The sequence below is a fragment of the Paenarthrobacter nitroguajacolicus genome (assembly GCF_031455195.1).
GTDB classification, from domain to species: Bacteria; Actinomycetota; Actinomycetes; order Actinomycetales; family Micrococcaceae; genus Arthrobacter; species Arthrobacter nitroguajacolicus_D.
Window position 1 is genome coordinate 632856 of record NZ_JAVDSH010000002.1, and the last position, 22590, is coordinate 655445.

The 22590-nt window shown below is 63.6% G+C and carries 21 protein-coding genes and 2 tRNA genes; 16 read left to right on the forward strand and 7 right to left on the reverse strand.

Features of this window, described 5'->3' with window-relative positions; all coding sequences use genetic code 11:
- Window positions 1-6: 6 nt before the first annotated feature.
- Window positions 7-849 (reverse strand): SGNH/GDSL hydrolase family protein, encoded by an 843-nt coding sequence (locus J2Y68_RS06545; RefSeq protein WP_309991234.1) that lies wholly within the window; start codon window positions 847-849, stop codon window positions 7-9.
- A gap of 70 nt (window positions 850-919) precedes the next feature.
- Between J2Y68_RS06545 and J2Y68_RS06550 the strand changes: the two genes are divergently transcribed.
- A complete protein-coding gene (locus J2Y68_RS06550; protein WP_257368497.1) occupies window positions 920-1570 on the forward strand; it encodes an alpha/beta hydrolase in 651 nt (216 codons plus the stop codon).
- A gap of 9 nt (window positions 1571-1579) precedes the next feature.
- On the opposite strand, the gene J2Y68_RS06555 is transcribed toward J2Y68_RS06550, so the two are convergent.
- Window positions 1580-1807, reverse strand: a complete 228-nt coding sequence (locus J2Y68_RS06555) for an RNA-binding S4 domain-containing protein (RefSeq protein ID WP_257368496.1) — start codon at window positions 1805-1807, stop codon at window positions 1580-1582.
- Window positions 1808-1830: 23 nt separating this feature from the next.
- Here J2Y68_RS06555 and J2Y68_RS06560 point away from each other — a divergent pair, with 23 nt between their 5' ends.
- The 14 genes from J2Y68_RS06560 to J2Y68_RS06625 all read left to right on the forward strand — a co-directional run bounded on the left by J2Y68_RS06560 (window position 1831) and on the right by J2Y68_RS06625 (window position 15683).
- Window positions 1831-2835, forward strand: a complete 1005-nt coding sequence (locus J2Y68_RS06560) for a DMT family transporter (protein WP_309991242.1) — start codon at window positions 1831-1833, stop codon at window positions 2833-2835.
- Between the two features lie 145 nt (window positions 2836-2980).
- Window positions 2981-4366: a glycine--tRNA ligase gene (locus J2Y68_RS06565; RefSeq protein WP_309991245.1), complete on the forward strand. Its 1386-nt coding sequence runs from the start codon at window positions 2981-2983 to the stop codon at window positions 4364-4366.
- Window positions 4367-4368: 2 nt separating this feature from the next.
- Window positions 4369-5331, forward strand: a complete 963-nt coding sequence (locus J2Y68_RS06570) for a GNAT family N-acetyltransferase (RefSeq protein WP_309991247.1) — start codon at window positions 4369-4371, stop codon at window positions 5329-5331.
- Window positions 5332-5551: 220 nt separating this feature from the next.
- The gene (locus J2Y68_RS06575) at window positions 5552-5740 is read left to right on the forward strand and encodes a hypothetical protein (protein WP_309991250.1); all 189 of its coding nucleotides are present in this window, start codon (window positions 5552-5554) and stop codon (window positions 5738-5740) included.
- A gap of 52 nt (window positions 5741-5792) precedes the next feature.
- The gene (locus tag J2Y68_RS06580; RefSeq protein ID WP_309991253.1) at window positions 5793-7283 is read left to right on the forward strand and encodes a YibE/F family protein; all 1491 of its coding nucleotides are present in this window, start codon (window positions 5793-5795) and stop codon (window positions 7281-7283) included.
- Between the two features lie 100 nt (window positions 7284-7383).
- Entirely contained in the window at window positions 7384-8322 is a 939-nt protein-coding gene (locus tag J2Y68_RS06585) for an ABC transporter ATP-binding protein (protein ID WP_309991257.1), read from the forward strand.
- Window positions 8323-8336: 14 nt separating this feature from the next.
- On the forward strand, window positions 8337-9095 hold the full coding sequence (locus J2Y68_RS06590) for an ABC transporter permease (protein ID WP_309991260.1): 759 nt from the start codon (window positions 8337-8339) through the stop codon (window positions 9093-9095).
- Between the two features lie 29 nt (window positions 9096-9124).
- On the forward strand, window positions 9125-10234 hold the full coding sequence (locus tag J2Y68_RS06595; RefSeq protein WP_309991262.1) for a sensor histidine kinase: 1110 nt from the start codon (window positions 9125-9127) through the stop codon (window positions 10232-10234).
- Window positions 10231-10842: a response regulator transcription factor gene (locus tag J2Y68_RS06600; protein ID WP_309991264.1), complete on the forward strand. Its 612-nt coding sequence runs from the start codon at window positions 10231-10233 to the stop codon at window positions 10840-10842. The genes J2Y68_RS06595 and J2Y68_RS06600 overlap by 4 nt, the downstream gene beginning before the upstream one ends.
- 43 nt (window positions 10843-10885) lie before the next feature.
- Entirely contained in the window at window positions 10886-12067 is a 1182-nt protein-coding gene (gene dusB, locus J2Y68_RS06605) for a tRNA dihydrouridine synthase DusB (protein WP_211711649.1), read from the forward strand.
- A gap of 63 nt (window positions 12068-12130) precedes the next feature.
- Window positions 12131-13447 (forward strand): deoxyguanosinetriphosphate triphosphohydrolase, encoded by a 1317-nt coding sequence (locus tag J2Y68_RS06610; RefSeq protein ID WP_211711650.1) that lies wholly within the window; start codon window positions 12131-12133, stop codon window positions 13445-13447.
- A gap of 37 nt (window positions 13448-13484) precedes the next feature.
- The gene (dnaG, locus tag J2Y68_RS06615) at window positions 13485-15368 is read left to right on the forward strand and encodes a DNA primase (RefSeq protein ID WP_309991267.1); all 1884 of its coding nucleotides are present in this window, start codon (window positions 13485-13487) and stop codon (window positions 15366-15368) included.
- Window positions 15369-15420: 52 nt separating this feature from the next.
- Window positions 15421-15493, forward strand: a tRNA-Asn gene (locus J2Y68_RS06620).
- A 117-nt stretch (window positions 15494-15610) separates the two neighbouring features.
- Window positions 15611-15683 (forward strand) — tRNA-Asn (locus tag J2Y68_RS06625).
- A 47-nt stretch (window positions 15684-15730) separates the two neighbouring features.
- Here the strand turns inward: J2Y68_RS06625 and J2Y68_RS06630 are convergent.
- From J2Y68_RS06630 to J2Y68_RS06650, 5 genes are all read right to left on the reverse strand, one after another.
- On the reverse strand, window positions 15731-16138 hold the full coding sequence (locus tag J2Y68_RS06630) for a hypothetical protein (RefSeq protein ID WP_309991269.1): 408 nt from the start codon (window positions 16136-16138) through the stop codon (window positions 15731-15733).
- Window positions 16139-16182: 44 nt separating this feature from the next.
- Window positions 16183-17466, reverse strand: coding sequence for an alpha/beta hydrolase (locus J2Y68_RS06635; protein WP_309991272.1), 1284 nt, complete (start codon window positions 17464-17466; stop codon window positions 16183-16185).
- Between the two features lie 22 nt (window positions 17467-17488).
- On the reverse strand, window positions 17489-19987 hold the full coding sequence (locus J2Y68_RS06640; protein ID WP_309991275.1) for a bifunctional lysylphosphatidylglycerol flippase/synthetase MprF: 2499 nt from the start codon (window positions 19985-19987) through the stop codon (window positions 17489-17491).
- A 111-nt stretch (window positions 19988-20098) separates the two neighbouring features.
- Window positions 20099-20278, reverse strand: coding sequence for a hypothetical protein (locus J2Y68_RS06645; RefSeq protein ID WP_309991278.1), 180 nt, complete (start codon window positions 20276-20278; stop codon window positions 20099-20101).
- A gap of 23 nt (window positions 20279-20301) precedes the next feature.
- Window positions 20302-21531, reverse strand: coding sequence for a multidrug effflux MFS transporter (locus J2Y68_RS06650; protein WP_309991281.1), 1230 nt, complete (start codon window positions 21529-21531; stop codon window positions 20302-20304).
- 171 nt (window positions 21532-21702) lie between these two features.
- On the opposite strand from J2Y68_RS06650, the gene J2Y68_RS06655 reads away from it, so the two are divergent.
- Window positions 21703-22551 carry a phage holin family protein gene (locus J2Y68_RS06655; protein WP_309991284.1) on the forward strand — a complete coding sequence of 283 codons (849 nt, stop codon included), beginning with the start codon at window positions 21703-21705 and terminating at the stop codon, window positions 22549-22551.
- Window positions 22552-22590: the final 39 nt, after the last annotated feature.

Sequence of the window (22590 nt, forward strand, 5' to 3'; positions counted from 1 at the left end):
CGCATCTTAGTTGCGCGGCAGCAAGGTGCCGTCGGCGCCGAAGACGGGACCCGGCGTCGGGCGCTTTGGCGTAATTCCGTCGCCGGACGACTGGTGACGAAGCCGCCGCAGGACCCAGGGGACAAAGTATTCGCGCGCCCAGACGAGGTCCGAAGAGCGGGCTTCCCGCCACGTCCGCGGCGGAAGGGCCTTGGGCATCAAAGGCTCAAGGGTGTGCTCCACATTAAGGGCATCCAGGACCATCATGGCGATGGTGTGGTGTCCCAAAGGAGAAAAGTGCAGCCGGTCAACGTCCCACATCTGGGAATCCGACAACTGCCGAAGGGACCACATGTCCGCGATGATGGCGTCGTGCCGTGCAGCTACGGTGCGGAGGTTCTCGTTGTAGATGGCTACCTTGCCGCGTATGCGCCCCAAGACAGACGAGGCAGTGTCGGGGCCGTTGAAGAGGACCACCGTGGCACCGCCTGAACCGAGCTGAGCCACGGCGGCGTCAAGCTTTTCGGCCAGCAGGTCGGGGTCGCCGCCCGGCCGGATGAGGTCGTTGCCGCCAGCGGAGATCGAGACGAGATCGGGCTGGAGCTCAAGGCAGGGGCCCACTTGTTCGTCGATGATCTGCTGCAGCAGACGGCCCCTGATGGCGAGGTTGGCGTAGGCGAAGTCGTCGTGCCCACGGCCTAGCTCTTCGGCCACACGGTCGGCCCAGCCGCGGTAGCCTCCGGGGTTGCGGGGCTCGGGATCGCCGATGCCCTCAGTGAAGGAATCACCCAGGGCCACATACCGGCTCCAGGGGTGTTTTTGTACCGGGACTCCCGGCTTCAGCAAAGGATTATTGTCACTCACGCTCATATCCTGCCTCGTGTCTGCGACCCTACGCGACCGTAAGTTGTTACCTGTGGGCAACTGCAAGAATAGACCCATGACAGAAGCTCCCGCATTCCCCGCACCCGTTGTCCTGTGGTCCCACGACGAAGCCGAACGTGCCGGCAAGCCCCTGCTGGTCCTGCTTCATGGCTACGGGTCCAACGAGGAAGACCTCTTCAGCCTTGCCGGGATGCTCCCGGACGGATTTGTGGTGGCTGCCCTGCGAGCACCCATGCCGACGGGACCCGGCTACACCTGGTTCCCGCTCACGGCCTCCATTGACTACTCCATCGACGCAGTCAAGCTCGCTGCCGAGTACGCGCTGGAGTGGCTTGACTCAGTCAAGGCCAACCACTCCTCGGTGACGCTCCTTGGGTTCTCCATGGGCATGGCCATGGCCACCACCATGCTCCGGTATCGGCCGGCGGACTTTGCTGCCGTCGTCGGGCTTTCCGGTTTCGTGATCGATGCCGGCGCTGACCCGGCATTCCGTGACGACGAACTGGACGGTACCCTGCCGATGTTCTGGGGCCGTGACCAGCAGGATCCCGTCATCACCCCGGACAAGATCGAATACACCATGGGCTGGGTGCGCAAGCACGTGGACCTCACCAAGGTCCTCTACACCGGGATGTGGCACGGCATCAACCAGCAGGAGATCGGGCATGTGGGGGAGTTCCTCACCCACAAAGTGCTCACCGATTGAGCTCCGAGGTCAGGCGGCGGTGATCTTCACGGTCTGACCGTTGACCGTCACAGTATCGCCGGGGTGGAGTTGGCGGCCGCGGCGTTCGTCGATCTCGCCGTTGACCTTGACCAGGCCGTTCTTGATGAGCTCCGCTGCCTCAACGCCGTCCTCCACCAGGTTGGCGAGCTTCAGCAGCTGGCCCAGGCGGATCATGTCGTCGCGGATGGGGATTTCTTCGATTTCCGGGTTGCTCATACAGCAATGATGCCTGAAGTAGTGTGGTGACAGTGCCGCAGCCTTCCTCCCGTTCCGCCTTCCCGCTGGCCCTTGGGCTCCCGATTGCAGTAGCAACGGGCTTGGTCATTCCGCTTCAAGGAAGGATCAATGGGGCCCTCGGTGCCAGATTGAACGACGGCATAGCCGCTGCCGTGGTGAGCTTCACCACAGGCCTGCTGCTCATCAGTGCCATTTCGCTGGCGACGCCCAAAGGCAGGGCCGGCCTTCAACGCATCATGCCTGCTGTCCGGAATCGCAGCTTCCCCCGTTTTTACGTGATGGCGGGCGCTATCGGTGCGCTGTTCGTCTTTGCCCAGTCGTTCACCGTGGCACTCCTTGGCGTGGCCCTGTTTACGGTCGCCGCCGTGACGGGGCAGACCCTCAGCGGACTGCTCGTGGACCGCATGGGCATCGGCCCAGGCGGGAAACGGGCCATCACGGGCGTTCGCGTCCTGGGCAGTGTGCTGACGGTCGCCGCCGTCGCATGGGCTGTTTCGCCGCGGTTCGGCGGTGACGCAGATGTCGCTTCGCTGCTGTTGCCCGTGCTCCTGCCGCTCGCCGCAGGATTCCTGATGAGCTTCCAGCAGGCCATGAACGGAACCGCGACCGTCCATTACGGGACACCCGTTGCTGCCACGCTGGTCAACTTCATCGCCGGCTCCACCATCCTGTGGATCGCGTGGCTCATCAAGCTCGCAGTGGCAGGGCCCGGCAATCCGCTTCCGTCAGAGTGGTGGTACTACCTGGGCGGTCCCATGGGCTGCCTCTTCATCGGCCTGGCGGCGCTGCTGGTCCGCAGCCTCGGGGTACTGATCACCGGCCTGGGCATGATTGCAGGCCAGCTGGTGGGATCGTTGCTGCTCGACGTCGTGATCCCCAGTCCCGGCGCGGTAGTCGCCTTGCCCACAGTGCTGGGTACCGTGCTGACGCTGGCGGCGATCATCGTGGCCACGCTGCCGTGGCCCAAAGGCTCCTTTGCACGGAGAGGCCCTGCCAAAGGCCGGTAGGGTAGGTAGGGTGCAGTATTTTGCGTACTGCCCACAGTAGAACGCAGCAACTTTCCCCAGCACCCCGCGGACAACCTCGTCCGGAATCCGGGGCTAACCACCGCGGACCGCACCCAGCGGCCCTGTAGAACAAATGGAGTTACCCATGGCAGCAAAATCCGTCCTTGACCAGGTCATTTCCCTCTCCAAGCGGAGGGGCTTTGTCTTCCAGGCCGGTGAAATCTATGGTGGCTCCCGATCTGCATGGGACTACGGCCCCCTTGGTGCGGAACTGAAGGAAAACATCAAGCGCCAGTGGTGGCAGAGCATGGTCCGCGGCCGCGAAGACGTCGTTGGCCTGGATTCTTCGGTCATCCTGCCCCGCCAGGTATGGGAAGCTTCCGGCCACGTCGAAGTGTTCTCCGACCCCCTGGTTGAATGCCTGTCCTGCCACAAGCGCTACCGTGCCGACCACCTTGAGGAAGAGTACGAGGAAAAGAAGGGCCGTCCGCCAGAGAATGGCCTCGCTGACATCGTCTGCGCCAACTGCGGCACCCGCGGCCAGTGGACCGAACCCCAGGAATTCTCCGGTCTGCTGAAGACCTTTTTGGGCCCGGTTGCCAGCGACGAAGGCATGCACTACCTGCGTCCGGAAACCGCGCAGGGCATTTTTGTGAACTTCAACAACGTGCTGACCACTTCCCGGAAGAAGCCGCCGTTCGGCATTGGCCAGATCGGCAAGTCCTTCCGCAACGAGATCACCCCGGGCAACTTCATTTTCCGTACCCGCGAGTTCGAGCAGATGGAGATGGAATTCTTCGTCGAGCCAGGCACAGATGAAGAATGGCACCAGTACTGGATGAAGGAACGCATGTCCTGGTACACGGGGCTGGGCATCCGTGAGGACAACCTGCGCTTCTTCGAGCACCCCCTGGAGAAGCTCAGCCACTACTCCAAGGGCACAACGGACATTGAATACCGCTTCGGTTTCCAAGGCTCTGAGTGGGGCGAGCTTGAGGGCATTGCCAACCGCACCGACTTTGACCTCTCCACCCACGCCAAGGCCTCCGGCACTGACCTGAGCTACTTCAACCAGGCCACCAACGAGCGCTACACCCCGTACGTGATCGAGCCCGCCGCCGGTTTGACCCGTTCCTTCATGGCCTTCCTGATTGACGCATACACCGAAGATGAGGCCCCCAACGCCAAGGGCGGCGTGGATGTCCGCACCGTGCTGAAGCTCGACCCCCGCCTCGCCCCCGTCAAGGCCGCCGTCCTGCCGCTGAGCCGCAACGAGGACCTTTCCCCGAAGGCGAAGGCCCTGGGCGCCCAGTTGCGCCAAAACTGGAACATCGACTTCGACGACGCCGGTGCCATCGGCCGCCGTTACCGTCGCCAGGACGAGATCGGAACACCGTTCTGCATCACCGTGGACTTCGACACTCTCGAGGACCAAGCCGTCACCATCCGTGAGCGCGACACCATGAGCCAGGAACGCGTGTCCCTGGACAAGGTTGAGGGCTACCTTGCCGCACGCCTGATCGGCGCCTGACCGTGGCTTTGGAGTACCGCGAATGGAAGGAAGGCGACGACCTCGCCCTCCTGGAGATCTGGGGCGGCCCGGAAACCCTTCCCGCTGAGCAGTTCCGTGCCGCCTTGGCACCGTCCAGCAACCAGCCGTGGCGCCGTTGCATCGTGGCCGAGGACGTCGTGGACGGTGGGCGCATTCCCGTTGCCGCTGGCGTCGTCCACGAAGCGTCGCTGCACCCGGAACGCCTGTGGGCCTACATCGAGGTCGCCAAGGACCATCGTCGCAGCGGGGTCGGTTCCACCCTCCTGGCCATGCTGCGCCGCGAAGCCGGGGACTCGCCGTCGGGCGTTTCGAAGCTTCGCAGCAAAGTGGAACCGGATACCGCCGGCGCTGCGTTTGCCGCTGCTGCCGGGCTTGCGCCCATCCAGCGTTCGCAGTTGGTTGTGGTGGAGCCCGAGCCCCTGAAGCTGCCCCGTTTCGGGGACGGTTCCGAGGAAGCCGCCGCCGAGCGCGTGGAAGACCTGGCTACGGGTTCCGTCGAGCTGAGCGAGGTAGTGGGTAAGTACTACTCACACGTCCACCACTGGGACAGCCCGGGTGAGCTCAGCATCGCCACGGTCCAGCGCTTGTTCCTGCATGACCTGACAGGCGCCCATGGTGCGATCGTCCTGCGGGCACCCAAAGCCAGTGCCTTCGGCCAAGGCGTTCCGGCGAGCCGCAAAGGCAAGATCCAGGCGTTCGCCATCAGCTACGCGCAAGGCAACTCCGATGAACCGTCGGATGTCTTCCTGGGACACGACCCCAGCCTTTCGGCCGAAGACGCTGAAGCGGCAGTGCGTGACCTCCTGGCACTCATCGCTTACCAGCACCCGGTGTTGCTGGAAGTTGACGAATCGATGACGGCCCTGCGCGCGGTCCTTGGACCACTGTTGGAGTCCGGAAAAGCCCACGTGCGTGGTGCGGATACGTTGATCGTGAGCGACTGACCGCAACGCGCGGACGTCCTTGAATCACTGCGAATCCTGTCTGGACCTCTTTCACGGGCCAGGCAGGATTCGTTGTTTTCGGGTCCTTATCAGAGGTTCTTGACGCGGCCAAGGCTCAGGAGCAGTCCTATCGACGTAAGCCCCCACGCCATTACATCCCGGGGGGGGGGGAGAAGCGTGTGGAAAGTCCGGTCTCACGTCTGAATCGATGGTATGCACTATGAACAAGATCGCCCTCGAGGGGCTACGGGAACAGTTGCGCGGGCAACTCGTCACTTCTGAAGATCCTGACTACGACGCAGCACGCGCCGTTTTCAACGCGATGGCGGACAAGCGTCCTGCCGGTGTCATCCGTGTCGCGCAGGTCTCCGACCTCTTCCGCGTGAACCAGAACATCCCGCCACGCTGAGCCGGGAGTCCTCCGGGTCCACGTAGGCTTAACCCATGAGGTTTTGCAGCTGATGGGCCACAGTCACTCCCACGGTCATCCGGAGGGTTCGGAACCAACTCCGCAGGCGGTCGCGTCCCGTAAAAGGGCCAACTGGCTGCTGGCGGCAGTCCTGGTTCCCTTGGGCGTGCTCACCCTTGTGGCGATGTTGCTCATGTGGCCCTCGGGCAGCCGGGAAGGGATCAACTTTTCAAGTCCCTACCAGGCGGCCCCAGGGGTCACGTTCGACACCGGCAGGATACAAAGCGTGGTGGTGGAAAGCTGCAGCCAGACGGGTCAGCCGAGCACCAGCCAGCCAGACTCGAGCCAGCCCACCACAGGCCAGAACCAGGCCGGCGGCTCACAGTGTACCTTCGCCTTCACCGTGCCGGACAAGGGCGGGGATGCGGTCAAAGTGGTCATCAACCCCGATGTTGCGATGTCCCATGGAGTAGACGTAGGTGACTCCATCCGGTACCTGAATCTCTCCGGCGTGCAGGGAAACAGCGCGGGCAGCGGGGCGCCGTCGTACGTCTTCGTCGACTTTGTGCGCAACATCCCCATTGCGGCCCTGGCAGTGTTGTATGCCGTGGTGGTAATTGCGGTGGCCCGGTGGCGCGGCTTCCGGGCGCTCCTGGGCCTGGTGGGTGCCTACTTCGTCTTGGTCAGTTTCATCCTGCCCGGTCTGGTGGAGGGCAAGCCGCCACTCTTGCTGGCATTGGTAGGGTCCACAGTGATCATGATCGGCGTCCTCTACTTTGCCCATGGATTCTCTGCGAGAACGTCCACGGCATTGCTGGGAACCATTTTTGGGCTGGCCATCACGGCGCTCCTGGCGGCGTGGGCCACTGACGCGGCCAACCTGGCCGGTGTGGGCAACCACGATGCTTCCACGCTGGTCAACATGTCACCGCAGATATCCATTTCAGGGATCATCCTCTGCGGCCTCATCATTTCCGGCCTGGGCGTCCTCAATGACGTCACCATCACCCAATCGTCGGCGGTGTGGGAGCTGTACGAGCTCGCACCGAACACCAGCGCCCGGAAGTTGTTTTCTTCCGCCATGAGGATTGGGCGGGACCATATCGCCTCCACGGTGTACACCATCGCGTTTGCCTACGCAGGTGCGGCACTTCCCATTCTGATCATTGTGATGCTGTACGACCGCCCCTTGGCAGAGGCCCTCACCAGTGCCGAATTGTCGGAAGAAGTCATCCGCACCCTGGTGGGCTCCATCGGGCTGGTCCTCGCGATCCCGGTAACTACCCTTATCGCCGTCCTGGTGGTTAAGGCCACCGGCATGAAGCGCCTTGCCGCCGCCGGCGGACCGGCCGTGACTGCCGACAGCCTTGAGGATACCGGCGCCCTGGCCGCGGCCGCCGTCGTCGTGGGTTCCGGGCAGGACGGAACGAACGACGCCGGTTACCGGCAAAGTGCCAACCCCGAACCGGCCGCCGGGATCAGGCCGGCACGGCCAGGGAGTCGTCGGGCCCAGCGCGAAGCGGAGCGCCGGAGCAGCGATTGACCGGATGACATTTGTCATGTCGAACCAATGACACCCGCTACGGGTGCGCGGACGGTTCCCCGGCTTGAATGGGTGTACAAGACCTATTCCAGGGAGAGCCATGACAACACCCGGAGTGCCGGCCGTTCGCGCCGCCGGACTGCATAAGAGATTTGGCAAGGTCCAGGCGGTGCGCGGCCTGGACCTGACCGTGGAGCAAGGGGAGGTGGTGGCGTTCCTTGGGCCGAACGGGGCCGGCAAGACCACCACCATCGACATGATCCTGGGCCTCAGCACGCCGGATGCCGGCGAGGTTTCCATCTTCGGGCACGCGCCCAGGGGAGCAATAGCCCGCGGGCAGGTGGCGGCCGTCATGCAGACCGGAGGTCTGCTGCGGGACATCAGCGTCAGGGAAACAGTGCAGCTAACGGCGGCCATGTTCGATTCGGCCCGGCCTGTGGACGAGGTCCTGACCCGCGCCGGAATCCTGGACATCGCCGATCGCCGGGTTGAAAAGTGTTCCGGCGGCCAACAGCAACGACTCCGCTTCGCCATGGCGCTGGTCTCGGACCCCGGACTGTTGATCCTGGATGAGCCGACCACTGGAATGGACGTGGCCGGACGCCGCGACTTCTGGTCCGCCATCCGCGCCGATGCTTCGAAGGGGCGCACCGTCATTTTCGCTACCCATTACCTGGAAGAAGCCGACGCCTACGCAGACCGGATCGTGCTGGTGCGCCAGGGGACAGTGGTTGCCGACGGCACCGCAGCCCAGATCAAGAACCTGGCTTCCGGAAGGACCGTCCGGGCGTCGCTTCCCCCGAGCGACCGCGCCCTGCTGGCCGGATTGCCTGCGACCGACCATGTGGAGTTCGACGGCGGTCGCGTCACCGTCCGCTCTGCAGACTCGGATTCCGTGGTCCGGTTCCTGCTCACCAGCACCGGCGCCCATGATCTTGAGGTCGTTGCGAACAACCTTGAGGAAGCCTTCGTGGCCCTCACCGCAGACGAGGCCGGGCCGGTCACGGCCCCCACAGCCATGGAAGGGAACCGGGCCTGAGCCAGGGAACAGCAATGCAGGACCGCCGGCCCTCTGCGGGCGGCGTCAACACCACTTTCCTCTGGATTGAGATCAAAAGGATGCTCCGCAACCGGCGGACCATCATGTTCACGGTACTCATGCCGGCGATCTTCTTTTTCATCTTCGGCCTGTCCAACAAAAACCAGCAGTTGCCCAACGGACACAGCTACGGGCAGTACATCCTGATCAGCCTCACCGTCTACGCGGCCATGACAGCAGCAACGGGTGCGGGCAGCCAGGTGGCTGTGGAACGCGCCCAGGGCTGGAGCAGGCAGTTGCGCCTCACGCCCCTGTTGCCCGGTGCGTACATTGCCGTCAAGGCCGCCGCCGCGCTGACTCTCTCCTTGGTGGCTGTGATCGCCCAGTTCGTGATCGGTGCCCTCGCCGGGGTGACCATGGACGCCCAGACATGGCTGACTGCCGGGCTGGTGGCCTGGGTGGGTTCCCTGGTGTTCGCCGCCCTGGGTCTTTTTGTGGGATACCTCATGCCAAGCCAGAACGTCATGCAGATCCTGGGCCCGGCACTGGCGATCCTGGCCATGCTCGGAGGGCTCTTCATGCCGATTGAGATCATGGGCGATACGTTTGGTGCCATCGCCAAATTCACGCCGGCCTATGGGATCGGACCGCTGGCACGAAGCCCCATCACCGGGGAGTTTGATGCCCTGTGGATCGTGAATGTCCTGGTCTGGCTGGCGATTTTCGTGGGTGGGGCAGCCATGGCCTTCCGTCGTGACACCAACCGTGTCTGAGCTGACCGCCCGTGACTAAGGTGGGATCCATGAGCAGCCCGTCCTTGTGGGAGACACTCCGCGGTCCCGGACCCCGCAAATGGTTCATCGGCGCGGCGTTCTCCATTGTGTTGTGGGCCTGGCCCACCTGGAACCTTGTATGGTCCGTGGACGAGCCCGTGAGTTGGAAGGTTCTGGCCTCGGCGTCGTTGGTGGCGTTCTTTGCGGCATACGCCGTCCTGCCGATGTTCAGTCGACGCCGGGACGTCCGGACGGGTTTGGTGTGCGTCGCTGTGCTTCTGGCACTCAACGGCCTGGTGATTCTTCTGGTGGGCAAGGAAGCGCTGTGGACCTGGCCATTCCTTGCGTGCGCCATTGGAATGACCACGCTGCCGCCCCGCGTTGACTTCGCCCTGATCATGGCGCTCTCCGGTATTTCCCTGGCCTCGGAGTTGGCTGAGGGAAACCCGGAGCAGGCATTCTTCCAGCCGGCCCTCATCTTGTCCCTCGGATTCATGATGTCCTCCTTCGCGCGGCTGATCCGCCAAACAACGGAGCTCCGGGCCGCCCAAACAGAACTCGCAGACGCCGCTGTGGCAGCCGAACGCAGCCGGGTGGCCCGGGACATGCACGACATCCTTGGACATTCCCTGACCGTCATAGCCGTCAAAGCGGAGTTGGCGGGCCGCCTGATGGAAGCAACCTCTGACAGCCCGGCCAGGGACAGGGCAGTGGGGGAGATCAGTGAGGTCCAGGAGCTGGCCCGTGGTGCGCTCGCCGACGTCCGGGCTACGGTGGCCGGCTACCGCGGGGTCAATGTCCTTGCCGAGCTTGCGGCAGCGAGGACGGCCTTGGAGTCGGCCGGCATCCAAGCCGACCTTCCCCGGACAGTGGAGCAGGTGCCGGCCAAGTATCGGGAACTTTTCGGCTGGGTGCTGCGGGAAGGCGTCACGAACGTCGTGCGGCATTCAGGCGCCGTCCAGTGCCGGGTCCGGTTGACGGCGTCGACCGTTCTGGTGGAGGACGACGGCGTGGGGCCGGGGCCGGGAATACCCGGCAGCGGGCTGGCCGGGATCCGGGAGCGGGCGGCCATCGCCGGCGGAACGGTAAGTATTGGTGCGAGCGACCTGGGAGGGTTCAGATTGGCTGTAGACGTATGACCATCCGGTTAGTGATCGCGGACGACCAGGCCTTGGTCCGGGGTGCCCTCGCTGCCTTGTTGGGGCTTGAAGCGGACATCGAAGTAGTGGCTGAGCTGGGGGACGGGACCGGTGTGGTTGCGGCCGTGGTGGAGCATGCGGCTGACGTGGCCATGCTGGATGTCGAAATGCCAGGCTTGGATGGTATTGCCGCGGCGGCCGCCGTTCGGCGTGCGGCGCCGTCGTGCCATGTCCTGATGGTCACGACGTTTGGCAGGCCGGGATATCTCAGGAGGGCCGGGCAGGCCGGTGCGTCAGGGTTCGTGGTCAAGGACACCCCGGCGCGGCAGCTGGCTGAAGCCGTTCGACGGGTGCACCACGGACTGCGGGTGGTGGATCCCTCGCTCGCAGCTGAGTCTTTGATGTCAGGAGACAGTCCGTTGACCGAACGTGAGGCGGAGGTGCTGAAGGCTGCGTCCGACGGCGGCACGGTGGCGGACATTTCCAGGGCCGCGATGCTTTCCGAAGGCACCGTCCGGAACTACCTCTCGGCGGCCATGGCCAAGACCGGTGGGCGGACGCGGGCCGAAGCCGTACGGTTGGCCCACGAGAACGGGTGGCTTCTGTGAGGGCCCGGGTAACCGATTTGCCCGCGTTTGCAACAATGGATGGGTGACTGTAGTAGCAACGCCCCCCGCACCAAAGCTCGAGCTCCCGCCATTGAAGCTCGGCGGGATCACCGTGGATACCCCGGTGATCCTTGCCCCGATGGCCGGAATCACCAACTCAGCCTTCCGCAGGCTCTGCCGTGAATACGGCGGCGGCATGTATGTGGCCGAGATGGTGACCTCGCGTGCCCTGGTGGAGCGGACGCCAGAATCGTTGCGCATCATCTCGCACGACGACGACGAAAAGGTCCGCTCCGTGCAGCTCTACGGAGTGGATCCGGTAACAGTTGGCGCCGCAGTGCGGATGCTGGTCGAGGAAGACCGCGCCGATCACATCGACCTTAATTTTGGCTGCCCCGTACCCAAGGTGACCCGCCGCGGTGGCGGCTCAGCGCTGCCGTGGAAAATCGACCTCTTCACGTCCATCGTCAACACAGCGGTCAAGGAAGCGTCCAAAGGCGGCATTCCGCTGACCATCAAGATGCGCAAGGGCATCGACGAGGACCATCTGACCTACCTCGACGCCGGCCGCATCGCCCGTGACGCGGGCGTGGCCGCCGTCGCCCTTCACGGCCGGACTGCAGCGCAGTTCTATTCCGGCCAGGCCGACTGGTCCGCCATCGCCCGCCTCCGTGAAGCCTTGCCCGATATCCCGGTGCTGGGCAACGGCGATATCTGGTCGGCCGAGGACGCAGTGCGCATGGTTCGGGAAACCGGTGTGGACGGCGTGGTGGTGGGCCGTGGTTGCCAGGGCCGCCCTTGGCTGTTCGGAGACCTCCAGGCAGCCTTCGAGGGCAGCGACCAAAGGCACCGCCCCGGACTCCGGGAAGTGGCTGAAGGCGTCTATCGCCACGCCGAACTGATGGTTGAGACGTTCGGTAACGACGAATACAAGGCGCTGCGCGAGATCCGCAAGCACATGGCCTGGTACTTCAAGGGATATGTGGTTGGCAGCGAACTGCGCACTAAACTCGCCACCGTTCCCACCCTGGAAGTCCTCCGCGGATACCTTGACGAACTGGACATGGACTCGCCCTACCCGGGCGTCGATTCAGAAGGCCCCCGAGGCCGGGCCGGCTCGCCCAAGAAGCCTGCCTTGCCCAAGGATTGGCTGGAAAGCCGTCAGCTGAACGCTGAACAGAGCGCCGATATCTCGGCCGCGGAGCTGGACGTGTCGGGCGGCTAGCCTCACACGTGTAAGACTGGCTCAAGAAGCACCACACCCGGCGCTTGAAGGAGGCAGATACCCATGGGAACCGAAGCGATGATTGGCCACAACGGAACCGCACACGATTACGTGCAGGCAATTCCCGGCTACGTCGACGCTGATTCCGCGCGTTGGGTCGAAGAACCCCGCAAGAGCAACTACCGCTCGGACTTCGAACGGGACCGGGCCAGGGTCCTGCATTCCTCGGCCCTGCGCAGGCTTGGTGCGAAGACCCAGGTAGTGGCTCCTGACACCGACGACTTTGTGCGTACCAGGCTGACGCACAGCCTCGAAGTGGCCCAGGTAGGCCGTGAACTTGGGCGCTCCCTGGGGTGCGACCCCGATGTCGTGGACACCGCCTGCCTCAGCCACGACCTCGGCCACCCGCCCTTTGGCCACAACGGCGAGTCCGCGCTCAACGAAGTGGCGCACACCATCGGTGGGTTCGAAGGCAATGCGCAGACCTTGCGGTTGCTGACCCGCTTGGAGCCCAAGGTGCTGTCTGAAGACGGTCGCCCGGCGGGGCTTAACCTCACCCGGGCAAGCCTGGATGCGGCATCCAAATACCCGTGGTCGGCCGTGGACGCCCCGGTCATCCACGGCCACCGCACCAGCAAGTTTGGTGCCTACGAGGACGACCTTCCCGTGTTCGAGTGGCTGCGCGAAGGTGCGCCCGGAAACCGTTCCTGCATCGAAGCGCAGGTCATGGACCTCGCGGATGACATCTCCTACTCTGTTCACGACGTGGAGGACGCGATTGTTGCCGGCCACTTCCAGTTGAAGTGGATGGAGAACCCCGACCACCGTGCACGGGTGGTGGGCTACACCAAGCAGTGGTACCTGCCGCACCACGATCCCGCGGAGATCGACGCTGCCCTGGGCCGGCTCGAAGCCACCAAGGTGTGGGTCCGTGAAGCCGACGGCAGCCGGAAGTCCATGGCCGCACTGAAGGACATGACCAGCCAGCTGATTGGCCGGTTCTGCCAGAGCGCCATGGAGACAACCCGCGGACATTTCGGGCCCGCCAACCTGACCAGGTATGACGCCGAACTCATGGTCCCGGACGAAACAGTCGCGGAGATCGCAGTCCTTAAGGGCCTGGCCACCACTTTCGTGATTTCCACGGACCACCGTCAGCCGGTGTACGAGCGTCAACGGGAAGTGCTGCACGCGCTGGTGGGCGTCCTGAACGCGACAGGCGACCGGCATCTGGAGCCGATGTTCGCGTCTGACTGGCGTGACGCCGTCGACGACGGTGCCCGGCTTCGCGTGGTGATCGACCAGGTGGCCTCGCTGACCGACGCCTCTGCCTTGGCCATGTACGAGCGCTTGGTGGGCAGCCTGCCATCACTCTGGTGAAGCCGGGAGCCCACGCCCGAGCGACTAGGATGGTGACGTGGCTGGCCTGATCAAACGTGAAGATATCGACGAAGTACGCCAGCGCACGGATATCAAGGAAGTCGTTGACGGATACGTCACGCTGAAGGGCGCGGGGCTGGGCAGTTTCAAGGGACTGTGCCCCTTCCACGATGAACGCTCGCCCTCCTTCACCGTCCGCCCGCAAGTGGGCCGGTACCACTGCTTTGGTTGCGGCGAGGACGGCGATGCCATCTCCTTCATCCAGAAAATGGACCACAGCTCCTTCCAGGAGGCCGTGGAGAAACTGGCCGCCAGGATTGGCTACGAGCTGCGGTACGAGGACGGCGGTACCGGACCCAGCCGCGAGGAAGTCGGCAAGCGTCAACGGCTGCTGGACGCCCACAAAATCGCTGACGAATACTTCCGCGCCCAGCTGTTGACGCCCGGAGCGGCGGAGGGCCGCAACTTCCTGGACGGCCGCGGCTTTGACCGTGCCGCTGCTGAACACTTCGGTGTCGGGTACGCCCCGCAGGGCTGGGACGCGCTGCTGAAACATTTACGTGGCCGCGGCTTCACCGACGCCGAGCTGAAACTGACCGGCATGTTTTCCGAGGGCAACCGGGGCATTTACGACCGTTTCCGTGGCCGGCTGATCTGGCCAATCCGCGACATCGCGGGGGACACCATCGGCTTTGGTGCGCGCAAGCTCTACGACGACGATCAGGGCCCCAAGTACCTGAACACCCCCGAAACCGTGCTGTACAAGAAGTCCCAGGTCCTTTACGGCATCGACATTGCCAAGAAGAACGTTGCCAAGGAACGGCAACTGGTGGTGGTGGAAGGCTACACAGACGTCATGGCCTGCCACCTCTCGGGAGTCTCGACGGCGGTGGCAACCTGCGGCACTGCTTTCGGCACCGAGCACATCAAGATCGCGCGACGCCTTATTTCCGACGACGGCACCGGAGGGGAAGTGGTGTTCACCTTCGACGGTGACGCCGCCGGACAGAAAGCTGCCCTGCGGGCTTTCGAAGAGGACCAGCGGTTCCAGGCCCAGACTTACGTGGCTGTCGAGCCCAGCGGGGCCGACCCCTGCGACCTGCGCCAGCTCAAGGGCGACGCTGCTGTCCGTGACCTCATCCTCAGCCGCAAGCCACTCTTCGAATTCGCCATCAAGGCATCGCTCCGCCGGCATAACCTCGACACCGTGGAGGGTCGCGTGGCAGCCCTGCGCGAGGCCGCTCCAGTGGTCGCACAGATCCGCGACTCCGCCACGAGGCCCGGCTACACCCGCGAACTCGCCGGCTGGCTCGGGATTCCCATCGAGGAGGTCAGCCGGTACGTTGGGGCCGCCGCCAAGCGGGGAGCACCCGGCGGTAGCCCGACAGCCGGAACTGAACAGCAGGCGACAGCGGCAGCGCCGCCGTCGTCCGGTCCCGTTTTCCAGCGTCCCGACCCGCGGGACCCCGTGGCTGGCATGGAGCGCCAGGCCCTGGAGGTTGTCCTCCAGGATCCTGCCGTGCTGCGCGGCGGTGCGTGGGAACGATTCGAGGCATCGCACTTCTCCACTCCTGCGTATGGAGCGGTCCATGCGGCCATCAGGGCCACCGGCCTCGCGCACGCAGGGGATCCTGTGGCGTGGGTGGAGCAGATCCGCCAGGAAGTTCCCGAGCCGCTGCGCTCGTTGGTCTCGGAACTCGCTGTGACGCCGTTGCCGGCCAGCACTGCGGAGGCCATGCAGCGGTATTGCCGCGATATCCTGGCCAGGCTCTTCGAGCTGCAGATCACGCGGATCAAAGCGGACAAGATGGGCCAGCTTCAGCGACTCGATGCTGCTTCAAACCCCGAGGACTTCCAGCGCTTGAACCGGGAGCTGATGCAGCTGGAAATGGAGCGCCGGGCGCTCCGGGCGGACGGCTGAGGGCTCGATTTCGTTTTCCAGCGAGGCCCTGTTAAGCTAGTAACCGCTTCATTCCTCCGTAGCTCAATTGGCAGAGCATTCGACTGTTAATCGAAGGGTTACTGGTTCAAGTCCAGTCGGAGGAGCGCGCAATACCCCCGTTCCGGTTAGCCGGTACGGGGGTATTTTTTATACCCCGGGAGGGTATCGGGAGCCGATTTCGCATTCGGGTAAAACCTCTGCTAAAGTCGTAGGCGCTTCATTCCTCCGTAGCTCAATTGGCAGAGCATTCGACTGTTAATCGAAGGGTTACTGGTTCAAGTCCAGTCGGAGGAGCATCAGGACCCCGTGCCGGCTTATCGCTGGTGCGGGGTCCGCTTTTTTCAGACGAAATCCATTTCAACCTGCAGGAACCGCGCAGCCTCGGCGACAGCCGCTACAAACGATTCCTGCTCCGTGGGCGGTGTCCTGGGTTCACGGGGATGCCATTCGTGCGGGGCGGAGTACACGCGGGTGAAGCCGCCGCCCGGTGGCGCATAGAAGATGCCGAACCTTTGGACGGGCCACTCAGGCGAGGTTTCGGGGGCAACCAGCAGCGCGGCGTCTGTTTCCGGGTTGTACCACTGGGCAATGGGTCTCCGGCGGTCGTCCGTGAAGAGTCCCGCCGCGTAGAGGGCTGCCGACTGCGCACTGGTGACTGAGCACAGCCGGTCCCACCACAGGGGCAGGATGCGCTCATCCCGCCGCTGCCACGGTGCCGGAAGCGGCTGCAATTCTTGCCAATGTGGCACATCTCAACTTTATCGCCCGGGCGGTGCCCGGAAAAGGGCAGACGCTAACGGGACAGCCCCAGCCGGGGATAGAGGACTTCGAATCCCTTGGTGAGGCCATCGTTCAGTGCGATTCCCACGTGTCCGCCATTAGGTACCTCATAGTAGGTGACCGCCATACCGGAAGCCTGGGCCGCAGCGGAGACGGCCTTGGCCGCCGCCACGTAGGTGATGTCGTCGGAGCCTGCCGTGAAGACCGCCGTAGTATGCGGAAATTGCTTGCCCTTCATGATGTTGATGGGCTTCTGTGCGTCATAGGCAGCCTGGTTGCCACCGAAGATCTCCGCCAGGTTGCCGGCAGGGTCCTCTGCCCCGGGGAATTCCTCGCCCGAGATGTCCACCACGTTGCCCCACAAATCGGGGTACTTGACCGCGAACGAGATGGCGCACTGGCCTCCGTTGGAGTACCCGGCGATGGTCCAGTGGTCGCGGTCGGTAAGGATGTTCAGGTTGGCTTTGGCCCAGTTGACGACGTCCTCGTTGATGTACTTCTGGACGTTCCCATATTTGGCGGTGTCCAGGCAGAGCGTGTCATCCTGATCCGGGCCGATTTGGTCCGCGACGATGGCGATAGGGGCCAGTCCGTTGTTTTTTGCAGCGAACTCGTCCAGGGCCGCAGAGACGTATTGCGGGTCGGGGAGCCCCGGTTGGCCCATCATCAGCACAAACAGGGGCAATTTAGGCGGATTCTCCGTCAGGGCTGCGGGAGGCAGGTAGATCCCCGCAGGACGTGCATTGAATCCTGAAGACGTGGCAGGGATGACCTGGGTTCCGGCTTTACCGTGGGCAGGCATGGTGGCCGGCGGCGTCCAGTTCTGCCACAGGGGACCGGCCGGATTGGAGGCGTTCGGGTCGGGTTTGCTGAGATGGATGGTGCCCTCAGTGGAGATCCCAAGCGCCGAACCCAACGTCTTGTTCAGCCCGAACTCGGTGTTGATGCCGAGGGCGGCCACCAAGGCAAACACGGGAATGGATACCGCTGCCACTACTTTTCGCCAGGGCCGGCTGCGGCGGAAGCTCACCACAGCCAGACCCAGCCCACCGAAGCACGCCAGAGCCCAGAACCACACCCGTGGCGTGAGCCCAACGTGGAAGATGTCCATGACGTCCTCCACGATCCACACCGTCAACCAGCCCACCAGGACGGCGACGGCGACAGCGAGCACCGCAGTGAGGGCCCATCGTGCCGATGGTTTGAGGAAAAGTACAAGGAAGAAGGCCAGGCCGATCACTGCAGCGATCGTCATCACCACGGGGCCGCTGATTTCGATCTTCAGTAAGGTATTCATCGTTGTACGTCCCGCTTGGGTGTCATGCTGCGGGCTCCTTGGCCACCATCTGGCGGAGGAGTCCCGCACTTTGCGTGGGGGAGAGGCCTGGCAGGTATGCGGAGCCTACGGCGATGCCAATGGCTGGCAAGGCCAAGGGATCCGGGTAGTACATGTACAAAGTCCGGTGTTCGGGCTGGAACCTGGACTTGAACGCAGCCAGCGATTTGAAGCCATACATGGGTTCCAGCGCATTTCCCAACAGTGCCAGGACCCGGTCCAAGGAAGTGTGGTCGCCGTCGTCGCCGCCCGCGCCGCTGTTGGCGAGTGGCGAACCGGACAGTGAAATGCTGGGGACGTCTTCCTTGAAATGCGTCACTGCGGAGGCGATGAGGAACTCCATGACGCCCTTGAATCCCGTGGTGCGGCGGCGCATGAAGTCCAGGGTCCACCCGGAGATGGCACTGTTGCTGAAGACGGGCAACCAGCTGGTCACTCCGTGGACCAGGCCATCGTCGTCCACCGCCACGCAACAAAGGACTTCAGGATCCTTGAGTTCGTTCAGGCCGCCAAGGGTAAACCCCATCTCGGGGAGGGCTTTGTCGGCGACCCATTCCTCGGAGATCTCCGCCAGTTGTGCCCTGATCCCGGGAGGCATGTCCCGGTAGTGGTACCAGTAATCCTTGATGGACAGCTTGTCCGCACGGTTCAATGCCGTGCGGACGTTTTGCCAGTCTTTGCCTTTGAAGGTCATCGCCTGCACGTTAAGCAGTGTCTCCTCCGCAACTTCAAGTTTCCTGAAGCCCTGCGGGAGAAGCGCTGCATCCAGCTCGTCCGTCGCCGAGTAGAAGCAGGGGATCAGCCCCAGCCGGGAGCAGTGGCCAAGGAATCCCGTGGCTGCCTCCCCGTGATGTTCCGTGGCCCCAATCGGCCCGGCTACCGTCAAAGCAACCCCGTTATGGACCTGGTAGGCCACGCCGGCGCGCCTGTCCGGAGTGAACCAGTACTGGTTGTTGTCCCAAAGGGTCATCCATGACAGAGTGCCGCCACCGTCATGCAGCAGCTCGCGGGCATGTCCCAGGTCCGCGGCAGGATCGGTGGCTATTGCACGGAACCGCCTGAAGTTGTTCAGGACCAGCACCAGGATGCACAGCCAAATAATGTCTCCGCCCAAGCCGTAAAGGACGGTGCTCAGCAGCCCTTGGGGCAGGGCGACAACGAAGGGCACGGGGAAGGGAACCAGGATATGGGTCAGTTGCCCGGCCAGGTCCAGCAGGGTGGACCGTCCCGGGTTGCCCTCCAGGAACCAAAAAGCGATGTACAGCACCACGGCGGCGACGGCCAGGGTGAGCGAAGTCCGCCCCAGGGTGCGGTATCCGGCATCGCTGGACTCTACCCGGAACTTATGCCGGTTTCCCAGGAGCAGCGTCAGGATGATGACCGGGGCCAGGACTGCCGGTACTGCGTACAGCAGCAGGTAGCCGAAGTCGTCGTCACCCATGGTGACCTCGGGATCTGTCACGTATTGAAGAATCGACAGGACGGTAACAGCGGCCAAGTACGCCTGGATGACCAACGTCAGGCGGTAGGCGAGCCGGCGGCCACGCCTAAGCCCTTCAGCGCAGACCAGCAGAAGCAGGACCGGGATCAGGGTCAGGATGGCCGCGCCAAAACTTTGGACACCCACGATCCCCTGCAGGGTCACACAGTTCCTGTCGTTGCCACAGGCTTCCTGGACCTCGTCTGCGTCCGGGCTTGCCTGGAGCATGACTTCGGAGACCACCGAGAGCGGCCCGACCTCCCACGTGCCGGTCAGTTGCGTCAGCAAAGGCCCGACGGCGAAGACCCCCACCACAGTGCCGATCAGGAACCTGGTCTCCCGAAGGCTGGACGAATGAAAGGATCCTTCCCTGCGGCGGAGCGCCAGGGACTGTATGGCCCAGCCAGCCAGGATACCGATCACTGCACCGGCAAGAGCCTGGAGGGTCTGGGCGACGCCAACAAAAAGCGCGAACATCAGCGTGGCGGCCAGCAACCACGTCCGCAGCCGCCGACGCCACAGGGAGTCGAGGGCCGCCGTCGAACATCCCAAGGCGGCGGCAGCCCCGCCGTAGGCGCCAACGGCGTATTCGCCGCCGAGGAAGCTGAGCCATTGGTCGCTGGCGTCGGTTCCGAAGGTTACCAGCCCCACCAGCACCAAGGCGCTGAGGGCTGAGCCGGCGACGAAAGCTGCAAGGGCAAGCCAAGGGCCCATGACGCGCTCGGCGATGCCCACGCCCAGCAGGATTGCCGCCGTGCAGGCAACGTAGTCAAGCAGGGATGAGGCAAAGAACCCGGAGGTGAAAACCGACCACCAAGGGCCGGGCTCCACGGCCAGGCCGAGGCCCACCTGATCCAGGAGGTCAACGCTGGGGCCGTTGAGCAGGCTCCCAGTGGCAATACCCAGGAGCCAGAGCAAGGCTGCCAGAGCCAACGTCAGTGGCAACCTCCGCAAGGCGGCCACGCCACGAAGGGTACCCCTGAATGCCACAGCCGTGCTCATGTGATGTCCCCTTCACCGGTCAGGCACCGGTTAGCCCGGTTGGCCACCATTCTGCCTTGCGGGAAGCCGTAGGGGGAGAGGTCGGGGGTGTCGCGGCCTTCGGTTGTCGGCCTAGTCCCGCTTCCAGGGGCCGGGATTGACGCGGTACAGGGCGGCAGCGCCGATGACTGCTCCGAGGATTGCACCGAACAGCGCGCTCCCGGCGGCGCGGCCGATCAGGGCACCCGCGACAGCACCGAGCATGGCGCCGAGGAAAAGGCCGCGGCCGTTGCGGTGCGGTTTCTTGGTCATGTTCACAGCCTACGGGCTCGCCGCTAGTGGATGGAGGGGACCGTCCGGGGACGCACCACCAGCCACAGGGCAGCGATGGACCCGCTGAGGCACACAGCCATCACCGATCCCATGGGCACTGCGGAGCCCACACCGAGCCAGCCGACGATGGGAGGAACAATGCCGGCCATCATGAACTGGGAGGCGCCCAGGAGGGACGCCGCGGTGCCGGCCTGCGCGCCGTGGTTGGCCAAGGAGAGCACCTGGACGCAAGGGAACATGAAACCTGTCGCGCAAATGTAGAACCACAGGGGAATCAGGATGCCCCACAAGCCAGCATGGGACAGATCCAGGGCAATGATCAGCACCGCCATCAGCACCATGAAAAGGGTTGCGCCAGCCACGATCCACTGGGGAGCAACGCGTCGAATGAGGCGTGAGCTGATCTGGACACCTGCAACGATGCCCAGCGAGTTGATGCCAAAGAGCAGGCCGTACTCCTGGGGAGAGAAGCCATAGACATCCTGGAACAGGAAAGTGGAAGCCGAAAGGTACGCGAACAGGCCACCAAAGTTCAGGCTTCCCACCATCACCATGCCAACGAAGATCCTGTCACCCAGGACCGATTTGTAGCGCTGGACCACAGTGACGTTGGACTTACCCCGCTGGTCAGCGGGAAGCGTCTCACGGATGAAGAAAATCGATGCCAGGATCACCAGGAGGCCATAACACGCCAGGAAGTAGAAGATGCCCGGCCAAGGAAACGCCAACAGCAATTGGGAGCCGATGACGGGGGCGAGGATGGGGGCCAGGCCATTAACCAGTGACATCCGGGAAAACATCTTGACCATTGAATAGCCGTGGAAAAGGTCCCGGACCATCGCCATGGCCACTACGCCACCACCGGCGGCACCAATGCCCATGAGTACGCGGAACAGGGACAGCATCCCAATGTCCGTAGACAAAGCAGCACCCAGGGACGAGCCAATGTGAACACCCGTGGCCAGGATCAGCGGCAGGCGGCGTCCTGCTTTGTCGCTGAACGGCCCCACCAGTAACTGCCCGAGTCCAAAGCCAACGGTTGTGCCGGTCAAAGTGAGTTGGATGGCCGCCGCTGAGACGTCGAAGCTCTCTTCCAGGGCAGGGAAGGCCGGAAGGTAGAGATCGATGGTGAAGGGACCCAAGGCAGTCAGCGCGCCCAGCAGGAGAATGTAGATAAGTTTTTCGCGTCGGCTCAGGGAATCGCCCGGAGCTGTTGGAGAGGTCACGATCATCAATCCTATGGCCTGGATCATATTTATTCGGCCTATGACAGGCGCGCCGTAGCGTGCTCCGAAAGTTGAGCCGGAACCTGAATGATAGTTTTGTGGACAGGTGCGCGCGGCGATCCTTATCCGGCTGCGTTCACCCTCACGATGCCCAGAGGAAGCAGTTAGGCGGAACCCATGAGTGGACGTCACACCGGCCGGACCAGTCAAGGACCAGCCATTCGTACTTTGCCGAAGACCCTCAAGCTCGTTGCGCGGTTGGCCCCAAGGCAAATCAACGACGAAATTGCCTTGGCCAAGGTGGAACTCAAACGCAAGGCCACGCAAGTTGGCGTCGCAGGCGCCTTCTTTGGCGTGGCACTGGTTTTCCTGGCCCTCTTGGTGATTGCGCTGGTAGTTGCCGCGATTCTTGGCCTGGCCACCATCATGCCCGGCTGGCTCGCCGCCCTGATCGTTGCGGCGTTCTTCCTGGTGGTTGTTGCCATTGCTGCGCTGATAGGTATCGCCAAGTTCAAGAAGGCCATGCCGTTGGTACCTGAAGACACCATCCGCGGCATCAAGCATGATCTCGGCATCGCCAAGGAAGGCTCGGCCTTCGACGAATCCATCCTCGATCCGAACTCCGCGGCAGCAAAGGCTGCCAAGGCCGAGAAGGAAGCCGCCGCGCAGAAGGCCAAGGCAGAGAAGGCCGCGAAGGAAGCTGCCAAGGAAGCCGACGCCGTCAAGGCTCCAACTGAGGCCGAACTGCGCTCCCGCCTGAAGAAGCGCCGCCAGCACCTTACGGGTGTACGCGACGAGCTGGGCGAGCAGTTGGACGTTAAGAAGCAGGGACAGGCCTTGCTGGAAAGCGCCAACGGCAAGTTCCAGGAGGGCAGGGAATTCGCTGCGGCCAAGCTCGCGGACATCAACGCTTCCGTACCCCCGAGCCTGGGCGAACGGCTCGCCGCCCGCTGGAAGGACCTCGCAGCATTCGCCACGGCTGCAGTCGTCTTCGTTGTCGCATTGAGGAAGCTGCTGCAGAAGTAGCACCAGCCGGAAGTACCGAACACTGGACACGAGGATAGG

Bases quoted from the DNA above. Each gene is read 5' to 3' on its own strand.
- J2Y68_RS06545 (WP_309991234.1), bottom strand. From the start codon at position 849: ATGAGCGTGAGTGACAATAATCCTTTGCTGAAGCCGGGAGTCCCGGTA.
- J2Y68_RS06550 (WP_257368497.1), top strand. From the start codon at position 920: ATGACAGAAGCTCCCGCATTCCCCGCACCCGTTGTCCTGTGGTCCCAC.
- J2Y68_RS06555 (WP_257368496.1), bottom strand. From the start codon at position 1,807: ATGAGCAACCCGGAAATCGAAGAAATCCCCATCCGCGACGACATGATC.
- J2Y68_RS06565 (WP_309991245.1), top strand. From the start codon at position 2,981: ATGGCAGCAAAATCCGTCCTTGACCAGGTCATTTCCCTCTCCAAGCGG.
- J2Y68_RS06575 (WP_309991250.1), top strand. From the start codon at position 5,552: ATGAACAAGATCGCCCTCGAGGGGCTACGGGAACAGTTGCGCGGGCAA.
- J2Y68_RS06580 (WP_309991253.1), top strand. From the start codon at position 5,793: ATGGGCCACAGTCACTCCCACGGTCATCCGGAGGGTTCGGAACCAACT.
- J2Y68_RS06585 (WP_309991257.1), top strand. From the start codon at position 7,384: ATGACAACACCCGGAGTGCCGGCCGTTCGCGCCGCCGGACTGCATAAG.
- J2Y68_RS06590 (WP_309991260.1), top strand. From the start codon at position 8,337: ATGCAGGACCGCCGGCCCTCTGCGGGCGGCGTCAACACCACTTTCCTC.
- J2Y68_RS06595 (WP_309991262.1), top strand. From the start codon at position 9,125: ATGAGCAGCCCGTCCTTGTGGGAGACACTCCGCGGTCCCGGACCCCGC.
- J2Y68_RS06600 (WP_309991264.1), top strand. From the start codon at position 10,231: ATGACCATCCGGTTAGTGATCGCGGACGACCAGGCCTTGGTCCGGGGT.
- J2Y68_RS06610 (WP_211711650.1), top strand. From the start codon at position 12,131: ATGGGAACCGAAGCGATGATTGGCCACAACGGAACCGCACACGATTAC.
- J2Y68_RS06635 (WP_309991272.1), bottom strand. From the start codon at position 17,466: ATGAATACCTTACTGAAGATCGAAATCAGCGGCCCCGTGGTGATGACG.
- J2Y68_RS06640 (WP_309991275.1), bottom strand. From the start codon at position 19,987: ATGAGCACGGCTGTGGCATTCAGGGGTACCCTTCGTGGCGTGGCCGCC.
- J2Y68_RS06645 (WP_309991278.1), bottom strand. From the start codon at position 20,278: ATGACCAAGAAACCGCACCGCAACGGCCGCGGCCTTTTCCTCGGCGCC.
- J2Y68_RS06650 (WP_309991281.1), bottom strand. From the start codon at position 21,531: ATGATCGTGACCTCTCCAACAGCTCCGGGCGATTCCCTGAGCCGACGC.
- J2Y68_RS06655 (WP_309991284.1), top strand. From the start codon at position 21,703: ATGAGTGGACGTCACACCGGCCGGACCAGTCAAGGACCAGCCATTCGT.